The following is an 18,659-nucleotide window of genomic DNA, read 5'->3' as shown; positions in this document are numbered from 1 at the left end:
TGCGCTGAATGAAAGAGATTGGTTTGAAGCCTGGCCCGGTCGCGGCGGTGCGTCAATAGGAGATAGCCGTGACGCGCCAATCCAGCCAGCCCCGCTCGAGCCGCAGCTGCACCGGTGGGGCAGGCGTTGCCGATGCCTCCTCGGCCTGGGTGACGGGCTGCCCGATGCGCACGCGAAAGCTGGTCGGGCTATCGTAGAAGGCGTAGCTGATGGCGGGCCAGAATCCGCTTCGGTCCTCGGCATGCGTGAGTAGCCGTTCGCGCACCCAGGTCAAGGTTATCGCTTGGGGCAGGGCGTGGAGGCCCTCGCGGCGGATGGTCGTTTGTACCCAGTCGATGAAGGCGTCGGAGACCTCGCCGATCGCGCTTGGGCGATCCTTATCGAGCCGGCTCAGGATCTGCTCGCGCACGGCGTCGAGATCGACCAGACTGCCGAGCGCCGAGGTCGGTCCATTCACGGTGGTGCGATCGAGCCGCCAGAGGCTGATAAAGGGCGAGACCAGATAAAGGCTGGCGATGATCAGCAAGCCAACCGCGACCCAGCGAACTCTTGCCGGCAGCCAGGGTCGGCGGTGCGGCAACGCCGGGCGCAGCGGTGCCTGACTGCTGGCGGGCATTAGCGCTGGGGTGCCTGGAGCCGTTCGAGTTCTTCGCCCGTGCTGATCCAGGCCTGCTCGATCTCGCTCAGTTCGGCGTCGACCTGGCGCTTGGTGTCCATCAACGTGAGCAGGCGCGCTTTGGCGTCTGGCTCATAGAGGCTGTTGTCGGTCAACTGTTGGTCGAGCTGCTCGCCTTGTTCGCTGAGTGTCTCCAGGCGCTGCTCGAGCCGTTTGAGCCGCTGCCGCAGGGGTTGTAGCCGGGCGCGTTCCTCGGCCTCGCGGCGGCGCAGATCCTTCTTCGAGACGACCGCATTGGGCTCGGTGTTGGGGGTTGCTCGAGCGTCGCCCTCCACGCCGGCGCTGGCCGACTGTCGGCGTTGGCTCGCGCGCTGGTTTGCGCGTTGGCTGATCCAGGTCGGGTAGTCGTCGAGATCGCCGTCGAACAGCTGGACGCTCCCGTCATCGACCAACAGCAGCTCATCACAGGTGATGCGCAGCAGATGGCGATCGTGCGAGACCAGCACCACGGCGCCCTCGTAGTCCTGTAGCGCCTCGCTCAAGGCGTGGCGCATGTCGAGATCGAGGTGATTGGTCGGCTCGTCGAGCAACAGCAGATTCGGGCGTTGGTAGACGATCAGCGCGAGCGCGAGCCGGGCCTTCTCGCCACCGGAGAACGGCGCGACGGAGTCGGTGGCCTGATCGCCGCTGAAGCCGAAGCCGCCGAGAAAGTCGCGCAGTGATTGTTCCGAGGCGACTGGATCGAGCGCGGTCAGATGCCGTAACGGCGATTCATCCGGATGGAGCTGGTCCATCTGATGTTGCGCGAAGTAGCCGATGCGCAGCCCCTGGGCCTCAAGACGACTGCCTGTGAGGGCCGGTCGCTCGCCCGCCAGCGTCTTGATCAGGGTCGACTTACCGGCGCCATTCGGGCCGAGCAGGGCGAGCCGGTCACCGGGTCGGAAGATCAGCGAGACCGCCTCGAGGATCGGGACACCATCATAGCCAACTGCGAGATCCTCGAGCCGCAATAGCGGGTTGGGTTGGCTCTCGGCATTGCGAAAACGGAACCGGAACGGCGTGTCCACATGCGCCGGTGCGATCAGTTCGAGGCGTTCGAGGGCCTTCAGCCGGCTCTGCGCCTGGCGCGCCTTGTTGGCTTGGACGCGGAAGCGATCGATGAAGGAGCGCACATGGGCGATCTCGCGCTGCTGGCGCTCGAAGGCGGCCTGCTGCTGCGCCAGTTGCTCGGCACGCTGGCGCTCGAAGGCGGAATAACCGCCGCTGTAGGTGCGCAGTTGGAGCCGCTCGAGGTGGCAGATGCTGGTCGCCACCGCATCGAGCACGTCGCGATCGTGCGAGATCAGCACCAGGGTGCCGGGGTAGGCGCGCAGCCAGCCCTCGAGCCAGATCACCGCGTCTAGATCGAGGTGGTTGGTGGGCTCATCGAGCAGCAGCAGGTCGGATCGGCACATGAGCGCGCGCGCCAGCGCCAAGCGCATGCGCCAGCCCCCGGACCAGGCATCGAGCGCTCGCCGTTCGTCGCCGACCGCGAAGCCGAGGCCGTGCATGAGCTGCGCCGCGCGGCTCTCGGCCTCCCAGGCGCCGACCGATTCGAGGCGCCCGAGCAGCTCGCCTTGGCGCAGGCCGTCGTCGGCCTGCTCGGCCTCGCTCAGGGCCGCTTGCAGTTGCCTGAGTTCGGTGTCGCCATCGATGACGAACTCGATCGCCTCGCGCGCGCCCGAGGGGGTGTGTTGGGCCACATGCGCGACCTCCCAGCCGGCGGGGATGGAGACGCTGCCGGCGTCGGGTGTCAGCTCGTCGCGCAGCAGCGCGAGCAGGCTCGATTTACCGCAGCCGTTGGCGCCGACTAGGCCGAGTTTCTGACCCGGATGCAGGCGCAGATCTGCGTCCTCGAGCAGGAGCTTGGTCCCGCGTCGCAGGCTGACCCCTCGCAATTCCAGCATGTGTTAGCCGAGTCCTCCTGCTGCTTGCCCGCGATCCAGGCGTCGGTAACCAATGGCCTCGCCGAGATGCACCGGCGTGATTCGTTCGCGATGATCGAGGTCGGCAATGGTGCGAGCGACCTTCAAGATTCGATGATAGGCCCGGGCGGAGAGCGCCAGTTGTTGCATGGCGCGCTGCATCAGCTGCCGACCGTCGTTGCCGAGTGGGCAGTCGCGCTCGATCTCGCGCGGCTCCAGGGCGCTGTTCGGTTTACCGGCGCGTGTTTCGGCCAGCGCGCGGGCCGCCGCGACCCGCTGTTTGACCGTCGCGCTCGACTCCGCCGGGGCTTGCGCATCGGCATGCAGCTGCTCGGCGGGTAGGCGCGGCACCTCCACGTGCAGGTCGATGCGATCAAGCAGCGGGCCGGAGAGGCGCGCGCGATAGCGGCTGACTTGCTCCTGGGTACAACGGCAGCGGCCACTGGGATCGCCGAAATAGCCGCAGGGGCACGGATTCATGGCCCCGACGAGCTGGAAACGGGCCGGGAACTCGGCGCTGCGCGCCGCGCGCGAGATATGGATCTGGCCGGATTCGAGCGGCTCGCGCAGGACCTCCAGCACGCGCCGATCGAATTCCGGCAGCTCGTCCAGGAACAGCACCCCATGATGCGCGAGCGAGATTTCGCCGGGACGCGGATTGGCGCCGCCGCCGACCAAGGCGATACCGGAGGCGGTATGGTGCGGCGAGCGAAACGGGCGCTGGCGCCAGTGCAAGGGGATCGCCGGCGCGAGCTGGCTGACCGAGTGCACGGCGGCGACCTCGACCGCCTCGGCCTCGCTCAGGGGCGGCAGGATGCCGGGCAGGCGCGCGGCCAGCATCGACTTGCCGGTGCCCGGCGGGCCGAGCAGGAGCAGACTGTGCGCGCCGGCGGCGGCGATCTCGAGCGCCCGCTTGGCCTGGGGCTGACCGCGCACCTCGGCCAGATCCGGGACGTTGTCTGGCGCCGGCGGTGGCGCGTCGGGCTGATGGACAGCCAGCGCGTTGAGCCCGTTTAGGTGCTCGCAGACATCGAGCAACCGATCGGCGGGTAGGATCTGGAGACCGCTGACCAGCGCCGCTTCGGCCGCGTTCGCGCGTGGCAGCACCAGCGCGCGCCTCGCGTCACGGGCCGCGAGCGCCGCCGGCAGGACGGCGTTGATCGGGCGTAGCTCGCCACTCAGGGCCAGTTCGCCGACGAATTCGTGCGTGCTCAGTTGCGCGCTCTGGATCTGCCCGGATGCGCCGAGGATGCCGAGGGCGATCGGCAGGTCGAAGCGCCCGCCTTCCTTGGGGAGATCGGCGGGGGCCAGGTTGATGGTGACGCGCCCGGCGGGGAAGTCGAATTGGCTATTGGCGAGCGCGCCGCGGACCCGGTCCTTGCTCTCGCGCACCGCAAGCTCGGGGAGGCCGACGATCGACAGCGACGGCAAGCCGACGCCGGCATGCACCTCGACGGTGACCGGTGGCGCCTCGATGCCGACGCGGGCGCGACTATGCAGAACCGAGAGACCCAAGGCGAGATCCTGAGTGGACGAGCGCGATGCGGCGAGCGCTGGCGCCCGTGGCTCAGGCGCTGGGCTCTTCGAACTCGGCGCTTCCAGCCCCAGCGCCTCCAGCACGGTCGGCCGCCGCCACCGAGGCCGAGTTCGGCACGCACAGGGCCTCAAGCGCGGCGACCCGCTGCTCGAGCGCGGTGAGCTTGGCGCGCGAGCGTGCGAGCACGGCGGCTTGGACGTCGAATTCCTCGCGCGTCACCAGGTCGAGCCGGGCGAGCCCGGCCTCCAGCGTTGCGCGAAAGTTGCGGTTGAGATCTTCTTGCAACACCTGAAAGCCCTTGGGGGCCTGATCCGCCAGGCGGCGTACAAGGTCGTCAATCTGTTTGGGGTCCAGCATCGAGGATCACCGTTAAGCGTGGGAAGAGGTTGAAACCATTATAGGGCGATGGCGATCGAGGCGCCCGCCTCAAAGTTTGCACAGTCATGGTGCAAGGGTTCCAGCATGCTCGGCGAGCGATGCACCTAATAGGTGCAAGGCCAGGTGGTTATTTTGCGACATTATAGCCAAAACCGTAGCCTTTTGCGCACAATGGAGGATAGGCATGATATCTGCTTAGCGGTATGGGACCGTGATTTTGCGTTGGCAGGATCACCGCGCAGGGCGGCTGTTTCGCCCGTCAACGATCGAACTGAGGTAACTTTGCATCATGAACATACAGAGACTCGGAATCGCCGCCGCCTCTGGTGCGCTTCTTTCCACCGCGCTGATTATTTCCTCCCCGGTCGCGGCTCAAGAGCCTTGGTCTTTTAGCGCAAATATCGGCGCTGTCTCGAACTATATCTGGCGCGGTGTGACCCAGACCGGCGATCAGGCCGCGATCCAGGGCGGCCTCGATGTCGCACACGAGAGTGGCTTTTATGCCGGGACCTGGGCTTCAAATATCGACTGGGGTTCACCTGATCCGACCTATGAACTCGACCTCTATGCGGGTTTCGGCGGTGCCATTAACGATGATGTGAGTTATGACATCGGCGCGATCTACTACGCCTATCCAGATGGTCGAGACTCCGATTTCGCGGAACTCTCGCTCAGCGGCTCGTTTAAGTGGTTCACGCTTGGCTTGGCTTACACCGTCTCCGGCGAGAACGACGATGGTCTGTACGACGATGGCGATCTCTACTATTTCGGCGGTGCCGACTTCGCTCTACCCTACGATTTTGGGTTTAGTCTGCATGCCGGTTACTACGATTTCCGCCACGATGAGGGGGAAGTGCTCAAGGTTGCCGCTAATGGCAACCCCTATCTCGGTACGGAAAGCTACGACTACTGGCATTTCGGCGCTTCAATTAGTCGTGAAGCCGGAGAGTTTGGTACGTTCAGCTTCAATTGGGACCAGAACAATGGGGAATCGGGCTTGGGTTACGACAACGACCCGAAGTTCTGGGTGAGCTGGGCCAAGGAGTTCTGAGGGCTTAGCGTCTCGATTTGCCATCATATACAAGCGGTTGGCCTGAATGAAGCCGGCCGCTTTCAATCCCACGGAGCACATTCATGAAGTTGGTTGCTGCCATCATCAAACCCTTCAAGCTTGATGACGTGCGCGAGGCGCTGGCCGATATCGGCGTCTCGGGTATCACCGTCATCGAGGTGAAGGGCTTCGGTCGCCAGAAGGGCCATACCGAACTCTATCGCGGCGCCGAGTACGTCGTCGATTTCCTCCCCAAGATCAAGGTCGAGATCGCGATCGATGACAGCTTGGTCGATCAGGTCATCGAGGCGATCAGCAACGCCGCTCGCACCGGCAAGATCGGCGACGGCAAGATCTTCGTCAGCGACGTCGATCAGGTCATTCGTATCCGCACCGGCGAGACCGGTCCGGACGCACTCTAACTCGGCAACGGAGGAATGTAACAATGGAAGAACCGATCATCCAGCTCGCCTATGCGTTGGATACATTCTACTTCCTGGTCTCGGGCGCCTTGGTCATGTGGATGGCCGCCGGCTTTTCGATGCTTGAGGCCGGTCTGGTGCGGGCGAAGAATACCGCCGAGATCCTGACCAAGAACGTCGCCCTGTTTGCGATTGCCAGCATTATGTACATGCTCATCGGTTACGGTCTCATGTACCCGAGCGATGGCAATGGCATCTTTCCGGACATCAACTGGGCCTTCATGTTTGGAGGTGATAATGCCGTCGACGAAGTGATCGGCAGTGATGGCGAGACCTACTACTCGGGGATGTCCGATTTCTTCTTCCAGGTCGTGTTCGTGGCCACCGCGATGTCGATCGTCTCGGGAGCTGTGGCCGAGCGCATGAAGCTCTGGGCCTTCTTGCTATTCGCGGTCTTCATGACCGGGTTCATCTATCCGCTCGAGGGATATTGGACCTGGGGCGGTGGCTGGCTCAGCGAACTCGGTTTCAGCGACTTCGCCGGCTCTGGCATCGTCCACTTGGCGGGTGCCTCGGCGGCGCTTGCCGGCGTGCTCCTGCTTGGCGCGCGTAAGGGTAAGTACGGTAAGGACGGGTCGATCAACGCCATCCCCGGCGCCAACATGCCCTTGGCGACGCTCGGTACCTTCATCCTCTGGCTCGGTTGGTTTGGCTTCAACGGTGGCTCCGAACTCAAGGTCTCGGATATCGACTCGGCAAACAATGTCGCTGCGGTCTTCGTCAACACCAACATGGCGGCGGCGGGTGGCCTGGTCTTCGCACTGATCACCGCGCGGCTGGTCTTCGGTAAAGCGGACTTGACCATGGCCCTCAATGGCGCCCTGGCTGGCTTGGTGGCGATCACGGCCGAGCCGCTCGCGCCGACCCCATTGGCCGCGACCCTGATTGGTGGCGTCGGTGGCGTCGTCGTGGTGTTCGCGATCATCGCCTTGGATAAGCTGCGCATCGATGATCCGGTTGGCGCGATCTCGGTCCATGGCGTGATCGGCATGTGGGGCCTGCTGGCGGTTCCGATCACCAATTCTGATGCGGGTATCTTGCCGCAACTGATCGGTCTTGCCGCGATCTTCGCCTGGGTCTTCATCGCTTCCATCATCGTCTGGCTGCTGATCAAGCTGACCATGGGCATCCGCGTCAGCGAAGAGGAAGAGTACGAAGGTGTCGATGTCGGCGAATGCGGACTCGAGGCCTACCCGGAATTCGTTGGCTCTCGCGGTGGCGGAATCTGACGGATAGCGCGGCTGCGCAATCGACCTTGCAGCGGGGCCTTCGGGCCCCGTGTTGCGTTTAGGGCGACCTCAGGAGGCGTTGTAGCCGCTCGCCGCGAACGCACGCTTGAAGAATGCCGGCTGGGCTAGCGCCGCGCGATGGATCTCGGCGGTGTAATACTGGCTCTGGAAGGTCGGCGTTGCTGCTGCCTCAGCGCGGAAGGCCGGCAGCTTGCCATCGCGACTCGCCATGGTGGCGCTCCACCAGCCCGACGGATAGATCGCCTGCGGGAAGAACAGGGTGGCGTGATCCTCGAACCCGGCGGCACGCGTATCGGCATAAATGCCCTGGATGATATCCATGTGATACAGCGGCGATTCGCTCTGCTGTACCAGCAGACCGCCCGCAGCGAGGGCGCGATGGCAGTCACGATAGAAGGCGGTGGTAAACAGGCCTTCGGCGGGCCCGACCGGATCGGTGCTGTCGATGATGATCACATCGAGCGACTGCGCGGGCGCCTGTTGCATCCAGCGAATCCCGTCCTCGAACAAGAGGGTGGCGCGCGGATCGTGGTTCGACTCGGTCAACTCCGGAAAGAAGGTCTCGGCAACGCGGGTGACGCGCTCATCGATATCGATCTGCACTGCAGACTCGACCTCGGCGTGGCGCAGGATCTCGCGCAGGGTGCCGCAGTCGCCGCCGCCGATGATCGCGACCCGCTTGGGGTTGGGATGGGTGAACAGCACGGGATGCGCGAGCATCTCGTGATAGAGGAAGTTCTCCCGGCTCGAGAGCATCGTGAAGCCGTCGATGACCATCAGATGACCGAAGGTCTCGGTGGCGTAGACCTCGATGGTCTGAAACGGGGTCTGTTCGCGATGCACCCGGCCTGTCACACGGAGTGAAAAGGCGCTGCCAGCGGCATCGGCGATCTCGGTAAACCAGTCGTTTTCGTCAAGCATGCGCGAGTGATCAGGGTTCCGTCTTGAGTAGGCTGTTTAGCGGGGATAACGATCGTCGAGATTGGCCGGACAGAGCACGTCGCGCATGATGCCGATCAGCTCCAGCAGTTGATCGTTACGGATGCGATAGAAGATCCGATTGGCCTCCTTGCGCGCGACGACGATGTTCTTGTTGCGCAACTGCTCTAGGTGCTGGGAGATGTTGCTCTGCGAGGTGCCGGTGCGTTCGACGATCTCGCCGACCGAGAGTTCGTTTCGACCGAGCGAACAGAGGATCTTCCAACGCAAGGGATGCGCCATGGCCTTCAGGGCCATCGCCGTGAGGGTCGTATCTTCGGGGTCGGCATGTTCGGCTGGCAGTTCATTCGTCATGGTCAGCCTCCATCGTCCTGTCAGTGTTGGTGGTCGCGCTCGCTTCCATGACATCGTCGTTTTGGATACGCCTGTACCCGCTCATGTCCTTTGCGATGCAGATGATATCCGTTATTGTCCCATCAGTATCTTTTATTGCAGTGCGAGAAAACAAGATCGGCACGCGTCGTCCATCGCTGGCGATGAAGCGCGCATCGATCTTGGCCAGCGCGCCAGTGCGGATCAGCGCCTCGAGCCAGGTGCCCATGAAGGCGCCGGCCTCTGCGTCGCCCTCTTCCTCGAACACATCGCCGATCGAGAGCCCGAGCAGATCGGACTCGGGATAGCCCAGCATCCGGCAGGCGGCCGGATTGGTGATCTTGATCTCGCCCTCGGGCGTGAGCACCAGCAGCGCCTCGCCTATGTACGCAAGGATGTTGGCGAGGTACTGCCGGGCCTCGGCCAGTTCGGCGGTGCGCTCGGCGACCTTGATCTCCAGCTCGCGGTTGAGCGAGCGTTCCTTCTCGATCAGTCTGAAATAGGTGCTGATCTTGTTGATCAGGAGGTTGTCGTCGATCGGTTTGAGCAGATAATCGACGGCCCCGACCGCAAACCCGCGTCGTTGGAATTCCTCGGCCTTGAAGGCGGCGGTGAGGAAGATGATCGGGATATCGCGCGAGCGGCGCCGCAGCTTGAGCAATGAGGCGGTCTGAAAGCCGTCCATCTCCGGCATCTGCACATCGAGGATGATCAGATCGATGTCGTGATGGCTGAGCGTGAGATCAATCGCTTCGCGGCCGGAAGAGGCCTCGAGTACCGTTGCTTTCAGATGCTTTTCGATCAGCGTGCGCAGTGTATAGAGGTTATGCGCGTGATCGTCGACGATGAGTAGCTTGTAATCGACTCCGCCCATCATGCCGTCTCCTCGAGATCCTCGTTTTCCCTGGGGTTGTCCCGGGGGTCGGCACCAAGGCCGGCCCCGGGCCGTAACGAAGAGTGGATGAGATTCGCCAAGGCGGCTGGTTCGATCGGCTTGTTCAGGAAACAGCACGCCCCGGCCTCGAGACAGCGCCCTTGCGCGGCTGAATCCAGAGCGCCGAGTACAACGATCGGCAGCTCGGTCAGCCACGCCGTCCGCCGAAGGTGGGTGATCGTATCACAGGCATCCTCGGCATCAAGGCATGCGAGCAGTAGCATCGAACAATCGTGCTCCTCGGAGAGGGTTTCCAAGGCTTCCTCCTCGTCGGCGGCGGTTTGTACCTGAAGTCCAAGGGCTTCGAGTTCAGCCGTGACCGCGACCAGGCTCTGCACATCGCGCTCGACGAGTAGGACCCAGGCATCGGAGTAGTCTCGCGTGGGGTCCGAGGATGCAGGGGGCGCGAGCGCTTCCTGCTCGTCAGCAGTGTCGATGCCAGGATAAGACCCAAGGGCCGCGCGCTGGGTTGCACTCGATGGATGAGACCACGCGGAGACCTCGGTTAGCGACGCCGCCTCTTGGGCCTGGATGACCTCGACTGCCGAACAGGTACTGGGATCGCGGAACAGAGGCAGATGAAGCGTGAAACAGGAGCCCTGCCCAGGGGGGCTGGTGACCTTGATCTGGCCGCCCAGCAGATGCGCCAGCTCCTTGCTGATCGAGAGCCCGAGGCCGGTGCCGCCGTAGCGCCGTCGGGTCGAGCCATCGGCTTGACGAAAGGCCTCGAAGATCACCTCCTCCTTACCCGCCGGGATGCCGATCCCGGTATCCCTGACCGCGAGCGTGAGCGGGTAGCGCTGGTCGCCGGCCTTGACGGTGATGGTGACCTGGCCGTGTGGAGTGAACTTGGCGGCGTTGGAGAGAAAGTTCTTCAGGATCTGGCGGATCTTGGCTTGATCGCTGTAGATCCGCGTCGGCGCCGAGGCGTTGAACTCGACCCGCAGCGCCAGGCCCTTGTCCGAGAAGATGGGGCTGAGCATGCCGACGAGTTCGTCGATCATGGGTCGGATCACCACCCACTCCAGATGCACGGTGACCGCTCCGGCCTCGATGCGCGAGATGTCGAGGACATTATCAATCATCGCCAACAGATCGCGGCCAGCCTCGTTGATGACCCTAGCCTGACGTCGCTGATCATCGTCCAAGCCCGATTCATCGGCGGCAAGCAGCTTCGAGAGCAACAGGATCGAGTTCAAGGGCGTGCGCAACTCGTGGCTGACATTGGCCAGAAACTCCGATTTGTACTGATTCGATTGCTCGAGCTGGCGCATGTGCTGGCGCTCGGCGCTCAGATGCTCGGCATGGCTGCGCGCCAACGCATTGAGCTGCTTGCCGAGTTCGCGCACCTCGCTCGGTCCGCGCCAGCGGAAGCGTTGCCGATGCTCTTCACGCAGGATGCCGCGCACACCGCTGGTCAGTTCCTGGCCGAAGCGCTCGGCGCGTGAAGCGAGCCAGCGCGCAATGATCAACACCACCAGGATCAGCACCAGCACGATGCTCAGCACGCGCGAGATCAGGGCGTTGCGGAAGCTGGCCAGCGGCGAGGGGTCGACCGGTCGTCCGACCCAGAGCGGACGCGCGTTCTCGGTCAGGAACATCGGCACCCACAGCAGCGGCGGCCCATGATCGCCTTTCCAGAGGGCGAGCTTGCCATCCTCGAAGATGGCGTCCAGGCCGGGAAAATCGGCGAATGCGAGCGCTTCTTCGCTAAAGGGCTCGCCGGGGCGCAGATAGCGACCATCGTCGGTGACCCACAGGGTGTCGCGATAGAAGTTGGCGAGCCCACCGACATCGATCGTCATCAACAGCAACCCCAGTGGCTTATGCTCGCCTTTGGGGTGCTGACCAACGGGGCTTGCGAGTTGCAGCGTCATCAGTTGCCGTGGATCCTCGCTCGCGGCGAAGGAATTGACCCGAATCCGGCTGACGATGACCTCGCCGGGCTTCAGTTTGAGCCCGGCGCTGGTGAAGCCACGGCTTGGCGGGTCGGGTGGGTGCTCGGTCGGGCGCCATTCCAGAGTCTTGACGTCACGCGCGAGCCAGAACCGCTCGTTGCCATCGCTGTCGACGAAAAGGATCTCGATCAGATCCGCCTGATCGTTGAGCATCTGATTGATCCAGCCCGTATAACGAGCGCGCGCGAGATCGATGGTCTCTTCATCGCCGGCCTCGCCAAGGAGGATGCCTGGCTCTGGCAGCTTGGCCAGCAGCCGAATCATCTCGTGCCGGCTGGCGAGATGTTGGTCGAGATCGCGGAAATCGGCGCGCAGGTTCTGCATGTAGGCCTTCTGGTAGAACATCGCGGTGCGATCCAACACCAGGGGCAGGTTGATCAGCACCGCAACGATCAACGGCACCAGGCCAAACCCGAGTAACAGCAGTAAGATGTAGTAACGAAGCTTCATGGTGATGAACGATGTATAGCCTGTGTGTCCGCGACCACATCATGATCGCGCACAGTTTTCGCGGCGAGGTCTTCGGCCCGGCGCAGCAACTGCATGGCGCCACCTATGTGGTCGATTGCGAGCTGCGGCGCCTGACGTTGGATGCCGATGGCCTGGTGGTCGATATCGGTCAGGCGTCGATGATCTTGCGCGAAGTGCTCGTTGAGTTCGACTACCGCAACCTGGACGAGCATCCGGCGTTCAAGGGTCGCAATACGACCACCGAGTTCCTTGCGGGGGCCATCTTCGAGCGGATGGCGGCGCGCATCGCGGCCGGCGATCTTGGCGAGGCCGCCAAGGGCTTGACCAGGATGCGCATCCAGTTGAGCGAATCGCATATTGCCTGGGCTGCCTACGAGGCCGAGCTGCCAGCCTCTGGTGCCACCTCTGTGACGGATCAGGCTGCGGGTCAAGGTCAGGTGGCGGGCCAGGGCTCGGCCCTGGATCAAGCGCTGGCATCAAGCCTCACGCAGGGCACATGACAACGCCCCACATGACAGCGCCGATCATCGAGCATCGGTTCCGCGTCGCGCTGCATGATACCGATGCCGCTGGCGTGCTGTTCTTCGCGCATCTGTTCCGCCACGCCCATGATGCCTATGAGGCGATGATGGCGCGCATCGGCTGGCCGCTCGATGGCCTGATTCGCGGGCGCCAGCTCGGTCTACCCTTGGTGCACGTCGAGGCCAATTTTCGGCGCCCGATGCACCACGGCGATGAGGTCGCTATCAGGATCGAACGCGCCGAACTCGCCGAGCAAGGCTTCAGCCTGGCCTATGGGTTTTTCATCGGCGAGCGTGAGGTGGCGACGGCGCTGAGCGTGCATGCGGCGATCGATCCCAGGGTTGGCAAGCGCCAACCGCTCCCATCCGAACTCGCGCACGCCCTCGCCGTGCTGCCCCCGCGCTCAGAATCCGACGCCTGAGCGCCTGAGATCTATGTTGCGCGGTTGGTGGTTCGATCATCGTATTGCGGGCATGCCAACCATCATCGGCAGCGCGGGCGGTGATGGCGCCGAAACAGCCTTTGTCCTTCAGCCGGACTGAGCGATCTCGGCGGCGCGGGCGGCGATGGAGCGCCGGTCGCGCTTGCCGGAGCCGAGCATCGGCAGGGATTCAAGGCGCGCGAGGCCTCGTGGTCGCTGGTGCGAAGGCAGATTGGCGCGACACCAGGCCTCGAGCTGTGATGGTTCGATCCGGCCGCTATAGAGCGCGACCAGTCGATGACCCCAGGTCGGGTCAGGCACGCCGACGACGGCGACCTCGGTGATCTGATCGAGCTGCGCGATCTCACGCTCGATCTCGGCCGGCAGCACATTGATGCCGGCGATGAGCACTACATCGTCCGCGCGGCCCAGCACCTGCAAACCGCCACTTGGCAGTCGGCAGGCGAGGTCCGAGGTCCGCAGCCAGCCGTCCTCGAGGCCATCACCGGGCCTGCGCGCCGGATTGGCATAGCCGAGCATCAGCATGGGCGCTCGAAGGCGAAGCGGCTGGGCGTGCCGCGCGGCTGGTTGCTGGGATGGTGCTGCGCTGGCTTCCGCGCAGCTCGGGCAGCCGAGTTCGACACCGGCGAGCGGGATCAGGCCCTGCGGTGGCACGCCATCGGCACCGATCCAGCCGCCGGCGATCTGTGAGAAGGTCTCGCTCATGCCATAGCCGAGATAGAGCGGCCAGCCGTGATCGACCGCGCGCCGGGCGAGCCCAGCATCGAGCCCCTGTCCGCCCAGCAGCACGGCTCGCAGCGATGCCGGCGGCGTTGGATCGAAGCTCAGCAAGCGCTCCAATTGAGCGGGCACAAGCGAGAGATGCGTGATGCCATCCTCCCGAAGCGCCGCGTGCACCGCGTCGGCCGCGAAGCGCGATTGCACCTGCAGCTCGGCGCCAGCAAGCGCGCAGCGATAGCCGATGGCCAGCCCGCCGACATGATGGCGGGGCAGCACGCAGAGCCAGCGATCGCCGCGCCTCAGCTCGAGGCGCGCATTCACGGCCTGGCAAGAGGTGAGGATCGTCGCCGCGCTCAACATCACGATCTTGGGCTCCGCGCTGCTGCCGCTGGTCTCGACCAGGAGAATCGGCGTGATCGCGGCTTCGGTCACGACGGCTGTGGTTGGCTCCGCCGTCGTTGTCATTCTCGTTGCCGCTACCGCTGCCGCTCGGGCTGCGGTGGGGTCTGCGACCGAGGTTGGGGCCTGGGCACGTCGGCTGTCGATCAGTTTGCCTGCTGAGCGGGTAGCCGACTCCGCATCGCCATCGCCTGCGGCGGGCCCCCACCACCATTCAGCGCCGGTCGCGCGGATCAGCGCCTCGCGCCGCGCGTCGGGAAGATCGGCTCGTATCGGCAGCATCGCCACCCCGAGTCGAGCCAGCGCCCATTGCATCAGCAGCGAATCGAGCACCGGGGTGGTTGGGCAAAGTACCAGCTCGCCCGCTGACACTCCGGCCTGTGTAAGCGCGCTCGCGCGTTGCTCGGTGAGCGTCGCAAGCTCGGCATAGGACCAACGCCGTTCGCCAATCCGCAACGCACTGGCATCGCCGAGCGCCCGCCGTCGCTCAATCAGCTGGCTCAGGTCGCCTGGTTCAGAATGACAGCTGCCAGCGTCGGTCTCAGCGTCGATCCCAGAAGCAATCATCGTGCTTGGTCGTCTCGGGAGAGGCATGAGGTGACTTGGCGCGACTGGGCGTCCGCTCCGTTGCAAGAGGTTTGTTGGCAGCGGCGCATGCGCTCGCTGTAAGATGCGCCACAAGATGCCGCGCTGAGCCAGCGCAAGCAAACGAACGGTTCGGCTTGACCGACAAGAATCCCCGACGCTAGGGTCTTGCCGCACTCGCGTTTGCGCGAGACCAGCTACCGACCAGGGCTACCTATCAGGCCCACCCAATTAGGTTCAAACAACTATGCCGCTTGCCTTCCCCTTTTCCGCCATTGTCGCCCAAGAGGAGATGAAGCTCGCGATCCTGATCGCGGCAACGGATCAGAGTATCGGTGGCGTGCTCGCGTTCGGCGATCGCGGTACGGGTAAATCGACGGCGATTCGCGCGCTCGCAGCCCTGCTGCCGACCATGCGCGTGATTGATCGCTGCATCTACAACTGTGACCCGGATGCCCCGGAATCGGGACTCTGCGAGCAGTGCCGGGGGCGCAAGGCCAACGGCAAGGTCAAGGTGCGCAAGACGCAGGTGCCGGTGGTCGACCTGCCGCTCGGTGCCACCGAGGACCGCGTCATCGGCGCGCTGGACCTGGAGAAGGCCCTGACGCGCGGCGAGAAGGCGTTCGAGCCGGGTTTGCTAGCGCGCGCGCACCGCGGTTTTCTCTATATCGACGAGGTCAACCTGCTCGAGGACCATCTCGTCGATTCGCTGCTCGATGTGGCCGCCAGTGGCGAGAATGTGGTCGAGCGTGAAGGCCTGAGCGTGCGCCATCCGGCCAAGTTCGTGCTGGTCGGCAGCGGCAACCCGGAAGAGGGTGAGCTGCGCCCGCAGTTGCTCGACCGCTTTGGCCTGTCGGTCGAGATCAGCACGCCGCAGGATCTGAAATCGCGCGTTCAGGTGGTGCGCCTGCGCGATGAGTTCGAGCGCGATCCGCCGGCCTTCATCGAGAAATACAAGCGTAAGGACGCCAAGGTGCGGCGCCAGATCATGAATGCCAAGGAGCGACTGCCCAATGTCGAGGTGCCGGATGCGGCACTCGAGCGCGCCTCCGAGCTGTGCATGAAGCTCGGCACCGACGGCCTGCGCGGCGAGCTGACGCTGATCCGCGCCGCGCGTGCCTTCGCCGCGCTCGAGGGTGACGACAGCGTGACCGATGAGCATCTGAAGCGGGTCGCGCCGCCGGCCCTGCGCCACCGGCTGCGCCGCAATGTGCTCGATGATGCCGGCTCCACCACCCGCGTCGAGCGCGCCATCGAAGAGCTGTTCGGGGAATGAGCGACGAGACCCAGCCCTCGCTGCCCGATCACAGTGCGCGCTGGGACGATGCTTGTCTCGCGGCCGCGCTGTTCGCGGTCGATCCGGCCGGTAGCGGCGGCATCTCGGTGCGGGCGCTGCCTGGGCCGGTGCGCGATCTCTGGATGGAGCTGCTGCGTGAGCTGCTGCCGCCGGAGCTGCCCTTTCGGCGCATCCCGCTGCATATCGCCGACGGCCGTCTGCTCGGTGGGCTCGACCTCGCCGCGACCTTGCACGCCGGGCGCCCGGTCGCCGAACGCGGACTCCTCGCCGAGGCCGATGGCGGTGTGGTGCAGTTGGCGATGGCCGAGCGCGTCGGTCGTTCCACCGCCGCCTATTTGAGCACGGCGCTCGATAACGGCGAGATCCAGGTCGAGCGCGACGGGATCACCGCACGGACCTCGGCGCGGGTCGGAGTGGTGGCGCTCGATGAGGGCGCGAACGACGAAGAGCAGGTGCCGCATACGTTGCTCGATCGCTTCGCCTTCCTGCTCGATCTCGGCGACATTCGTTACACCGAGGCGATCGCCTCTGACATCGACCCCAGCGAGATCCAGTCGGCGCGGCATCGGCTGTCGGAGATAGCCATCGATGACGAGGCCATCGAAGCGCTCTGTGGAACGGCGTTGGCGCTCGGCGTCGATTCGCTGCGCTCGTCGCTCGCCGCCTTCCGGGTGGCGCGCGCCTCGGCCGCGCTCGCCGGACGCGATCGGGTCGAGTCCGCCGATGTGAGCGCGGCGGCTCGATTGGTGCTGGCGCCGCGCGCGACCCGCATTCCGATGCCGGAGCAGCCGGACGAGGAGCAACAGGCCGAGGAGCCGCCGCCACCGCCGGAAGACAATCAGGACGAGCAACAGGATCAGGACCAGACACCACAGCAGGAGATGGACAAGCCGCTCGAGGAGCAGGTGCTAGAGTCCGCGCAGGCGGCCATTCCGCCAAATCTGTTGGCCATGTTGCAGATGGGCGCGATGCGCCAACGCTCGAACTCGAGCGGTAAGTCGGGGGCCATTCAGAGTGGCTCACTGCGTGGCCGACCGGCCGGCACTCGGCGCGGCGAGCCCGGCGCCGGCGCGCGGCTGAACGTGATCGATACGCTGCGCGTCGCGGCGCCCTGGCAGCGGTTGCGCCGCCAGGAGCGCGCCGAGAAGGGCGGCGCGTCCGAGGTGCTGGTCGAGGTGCGGCGCGATGATTTTCGCATCACCCGCTATCGCCAACGCTCGGAGACGACGACGATCTTCGTCGTCGATGCCTCGGGCTCGGCGGCGCTGCATCGCCTCGCCGAGGCCAAGGGCGCGGTCGAGTTGCTGCTGGCCGATTGCTATGTGCGTCGCGATCGCGTGGCGATGATTGCCTTCCGGGGTCCGGGCGCCGAGATCCTGCTGCCCCCGACGCGCTCGCTGGTGCGTGCCAAGCGCAGCCTGGCCAGTCTGCCCGGCGGTGGCGGCACGCCGCTGGCCTCTGGCATCGATGCTGCGCTGTCGCTCGCCGATGGGGTGACCCGACGCGGTGGCACGGCGGTGGTGATCCTGCTCACCGATGGCCGCGCGAACGTCAATCGTGATGGCATCGGTGGCCGTGCGCAGGCGGCCGAGGATGCGCAGGCCTCGGCGCGCGCCTTCCGGGTCGCCGAGCTGAAAGCGCTGGTGGTGGATATGTCACCGCGACCAAGGCCGGACGCCGAGAACCTGGCGCGCGAGATGGGCGCGGTCTATCTGCCGCTGCCGCATGCCGATGCGCGCGCGCTTTCCGGCGCGGTGCAGGCGGTCAGCTGATACACATGCCGCCGATGCACACGCCGCTGCGGACTGGGTACCCATGACCTCCGCTTCGGTGATGAACGACAGGCCGGTCTGGGAACGCGATGGGCACAGTTGGCCGAATCGCGACTACAGTCGCTTCGTCGAGGCCGGCGGGCTGCGTTGGCACATCCAGGAGGCCGGCAGCGGCCCGCCGTTGCTGTTGATTCACGGCACCGGCGCGGCCTCGCACTCTTGGGGTGGGCTGTTGCCATTGCTCGCCACGCGGTATCAGGTACTCGCGCTCGACCTTCCCGGTCATAGCTTTACCTCGGCGCCAGCGCCGAAGCAGTTGTCATTGCCGGGCATGGCCGCAGCCATTGGCGCCTTGACCAAGCAGATCGGCTTCGCGCCCGAGATCGCCGTCGGTCATTCGGCTGGCGCGGCGATCTTGGCGCGCCTGTGCCTGGATGGCGGCATCGAACCTAGGCTGTTGATCAGCCTCAGCGGTGCATTGCTGCCCTTGCGTGGGTTTGCCGGGAAATGGTTTTCGCCGGCGGCCAAGCTCTTTGCCCGCAGCTCGATTGTGCCGCGCTTCTTCGCCCAGGGCGCACGCAAGGATCCGCGCAGTGTCAAGCGCATGGTCGATGGCACCGGCTCGCGCCTGAGCCCGGAGGGGGTTGCGCTGTATCGGCTGCTGATCGCCTACCCTGGGCATCTGGCGGCGGCACTCAACATGATGGCCAACTGGGATCTCGAGCCCCTGGTGCGCGAGCTGCCGCAGCTACGGCCGACGTTGGTGTTGGTGGGCTTCGAGGAGGATCGCATGGTGCCGCCGAGCGAGGCCGAGCGCGCGCAGCGGTTGCTTCCGGCGGCGCGGCTGCGGCGGCTCCCGGGGCTTGGTCATCTTGGGCACGAAGAGAGCCCGTCCGTGGTCTTCGAGCTGATCGTCCGGGAGGTGGAGGCCCTGAGTTGCGGCTAACGCCGCGTTGCGAGCCCGACTCCC

At 64.9% G+C, this 18,659-nt stretch carries 16 protein-coding genes and 1 pseudogene; 8 read left to right on the top strand and 9 right to left on the bottom strand.

Annotated features, from left to right (window positions below; genetic code table 11):
• Positions 1 to 52: 52 nt before the first annotated feature.
• From AC54T3_RS01810 to ubiK, 4 genes are read right to left on the bottom strand one after another with little or no spacing between them, the layout of a single operon-like run.
• Complete coding sequence (locus AC54T3_RS01810) at positions 53 to 616, bottom strand: DUF2939 domain-containing protein (RefSeq protein WP_496621832.1); 564 nt, start codon at positions 614 to 616, stop codon at positions 53 to 55.
• Positions 616 to 2,562, bottom strand: a complete 1,947-nt coding sequence (locus AC54T3_RS01805; protein ID WP_496621831.1) for an ATP-binding cassette domain-containing protein — start codon at positions 2,560 to 2,562, stop codon at positions 616 to 618. The genes AC54T3_RS01810 and AC54T3_RS01805 overlap by 1 nt, the downstream gene beginning before the upstream one ends.
• A gap of 3 nt (positions 2,563 to 2,565) precedes the next feature.
• The gene (locus AC54T3_RS01800; protein ID WP_496621893.1) at positions 2,566 to 4,095 is read right to left on the bottom strand and encodes a YifB family Mg chelatase-like AAA ATPase; all 1,530 of its coding nucleotides are present in this window, start codon (positions 4,093 to 4,095) and stop codon (positions 2,566 to 2,568) included.
• A 52-nt stretch (positions 4,096 to 4,147) separates the two neighbouring features.
• Positions 4,148 to 4,474 (bottom strand): ubiquinone biosynthesis accessory factor UbiK, encoded by a 327-nt coding sequence (ubiK, locus tag AC54T3_RS01795; RefSeq protein WP_496621829.1) that lies wholly within the window; start codon positions 4,472 to 4,474, stop codon positions 4,148 to 4,150.
• Positions 4,475 to 4,784: 310 nt separating this feature from the next.
• Between ubiK and AC54T3_RS01790 the strand changes: the two genes are divergently transcribed.
• From AC54T3_RS01790 to AC54T3_RS01780, 3 genes are all read left to right on the top strand, one after another.
• Positions 4,785 to 5,546 carry a TorF family putative porin gene (locus AC54T3_RS01790; protein WP_496621827.1) on the top strand — a complete coding sequence of 254 codons (762 nt, stop codon included), beginning with the start codon at positions 4,785 to 4,787 and terminating at the stop codon, positions 5,544 to 5,546.
• Between the two features lie 83 nt (positions 5,547 to 5,629).
• Positions 5,630 to 5,968 (top strand): P-II family nitrogen regulator, encoded by a 339-nt coding sequence (locus AC54T3_RS01785; RefSeq protein ID WP_200346057.1) that lies wholly within the window; start codon positions 5,630 to 5,632, stop codon positions 5,966 to 5,968.
• 23 nt (positions 5,969 to 5,991) lie between these two features.
• Positions 5,992 to 7,257: an ammonium transporter gene (locus AC54T3_RS01780; RefSeq protein ID WP_496621826.1), complete on the top strand. Its 1,266-nt coding sequence runs from the start codon at positions 5,992 to 5,994 to the stop codon at positions 7,255 to 7,257.
• Positions 7,258 to 7,326: 69 nt separating this feature from the next.
• On the opposite strand, the gene speE is transcribed toward AC54T3_RS01780, so the two are convergent.
• Genes speE through AC54T3_RS01760 form a run of 4 tightly spaced genes read right to left on the bottom strand, consistent with a single transcriptional unit; the run spans position 7,327 to position 11,931 of the window.
• Positions 7,327 to 8,199, bottom strand: coding sequence for a polyamine aminopropyltransferase (speE, locus tag AC54T3_RS01775; protein WP_496621825.1), 873 nt, complete (start codon positions 8,197 to 8,199; stop codon positions 7,327 to 7,329).
• 36 nt (positions 8,200 to 8,235) lie between these two features.
• On the bottom strand, positions 8,236 to 8,571 hold the full coding sequence (locus tag AC54T3_RS01770) for an ArsR/SmtB family transcription factor (protein ID WP_496621823.1): 336 nt from the start codon (positions 8,569 to 8,571) through the stop codon (positions 8,236 to 8,238).
• Positions 8,561 to 9,466 carry a response regulator gene (locus AC54T3_RS01765; protein ID WP_496621822.1) on the bottom strand — a complete coding sequence of 302 codons (906 nt, stop codon included), beginning with the start codon at positions 9,464 to 9,466 and terminating at the stop codon, positions 8,561 to 8,563. Before AC54T3_RS01765 ends, AC54T3_RS01770 begins: the two co-directional genes overlap by 11 nt.
• Positions 9,463 to 11,931, bottom strand: a complete 2,469-nt coding sequence (locus AC54T3_RS01760) for an ATP-binding response regulator (RefSeq protein ID WP_496621821.1) — start codon at positions 11,929 to 11,931, stop codon at positions 9,463 to 9,465. The genes AC54T3_RS01765 and AC54T3_RS01760 overlap by 4 nt, the downstream gene beginning before the upstream one ends.
• Positions 11,932 to 11,942: 11 nt before the next feature.
• Here AC54T3_RS01760 and AC54T3_RS01755 point away from each other — a divergent pair.
• A pseudogene (locus AC54T3_RS01755) lies at positions 11,943 to 12,332 on the top strand (6-pyruvoyl trahydropterin synthase family protein); the annotation flags it as partial.
• Between the two features lie 131 nt (positions 12,333 to 12,463).
• Complete coding sequence (locus tag AC54T3_RS01750) at positions 12,464 to 12,895, top strand: acyl-CoA thioesterase (RefSeq protein WP_496621819.1); 432 nt, start codon at positions 12,464 to 12,466, stop codon at positions 12,893 to 12,895.
• A gap of 108 nt (positions 12,896 to 13,003) precedes the next feature.
• Here AC54T3_RS01750 and AC54T3_RS01745 read toward each other — a convergent pair whose 3' ends face one another.
• Positions 13,004 to 14,602 (bottom strand): class I adenylate-forming enzyme family protein, encoded by a 1,599-nt coding sequence (locus tag AC54T3_RS01745; RefSeq protein WP_496621817.1) that lies wholly within the window; start codon positions 14,600 to 14,602, stop codon positions 13,004 to 13,006.
• A 265-nt stretch (positions 14,603 to 14,867) separates the two neighbouring features.
• On the opposite strand from AC54T3_RS01745, the gene bchI reads away from it, so the two are divergent.
• The 3 genes from bchI to bchO are packed head-to-tail and all read left to right on the top strand — an operon-like array spanning position 14,868 to position 18,635.
• The gene (gene bchI, locus AC54T3_RS01740; protein WP_496621816.1) at positions 14,868 to 15,896 is read left to right on the top strand and encodes a magnesium chelatase ATPase subunit I; all 1,029 of its coding nucleotides are present in this window, start codon (positions 14,868 to 14,870) and stop codon (positions 15,894 to 15,896) included.
• A complete protein-coding gene (locus AC54T3_RS01735) occupies positions 15,893 to 17,689 on the top strand; it encodes a magnesium chelatase subunit D (RefSeq protein WP_496621814.1) in 1,797 nt (598 codons plus the stop codon). Before bchI ends, AC54T3_RS01735 begins: the two co-directional genes overlap by 4 nt.
• A gap of 43 nt (positions 17,690 to 17,732) precedes the next feature.
• Positions 17,733 to 18,635, top strand: coding sequence for an alpha/beta fold hydrolase BchO (bchO, locus tag AC54T3_RS01730; protein ID WP_496621812.1), 903 nt, complete (start codon positions 17,733 to 17,735; stop codon positions 18,633 to 18,635).
• Positions 18,636 to 18,659: the final 24 nt, after the last annotated feature.

Source organism: Halochromatium sp. NSM3, assembly GCF_059621085.1.
Note: the sequence above shows the minus strand (reverse complement) of the source record. Positions and strands in the feature narration are given on the sequence as shown.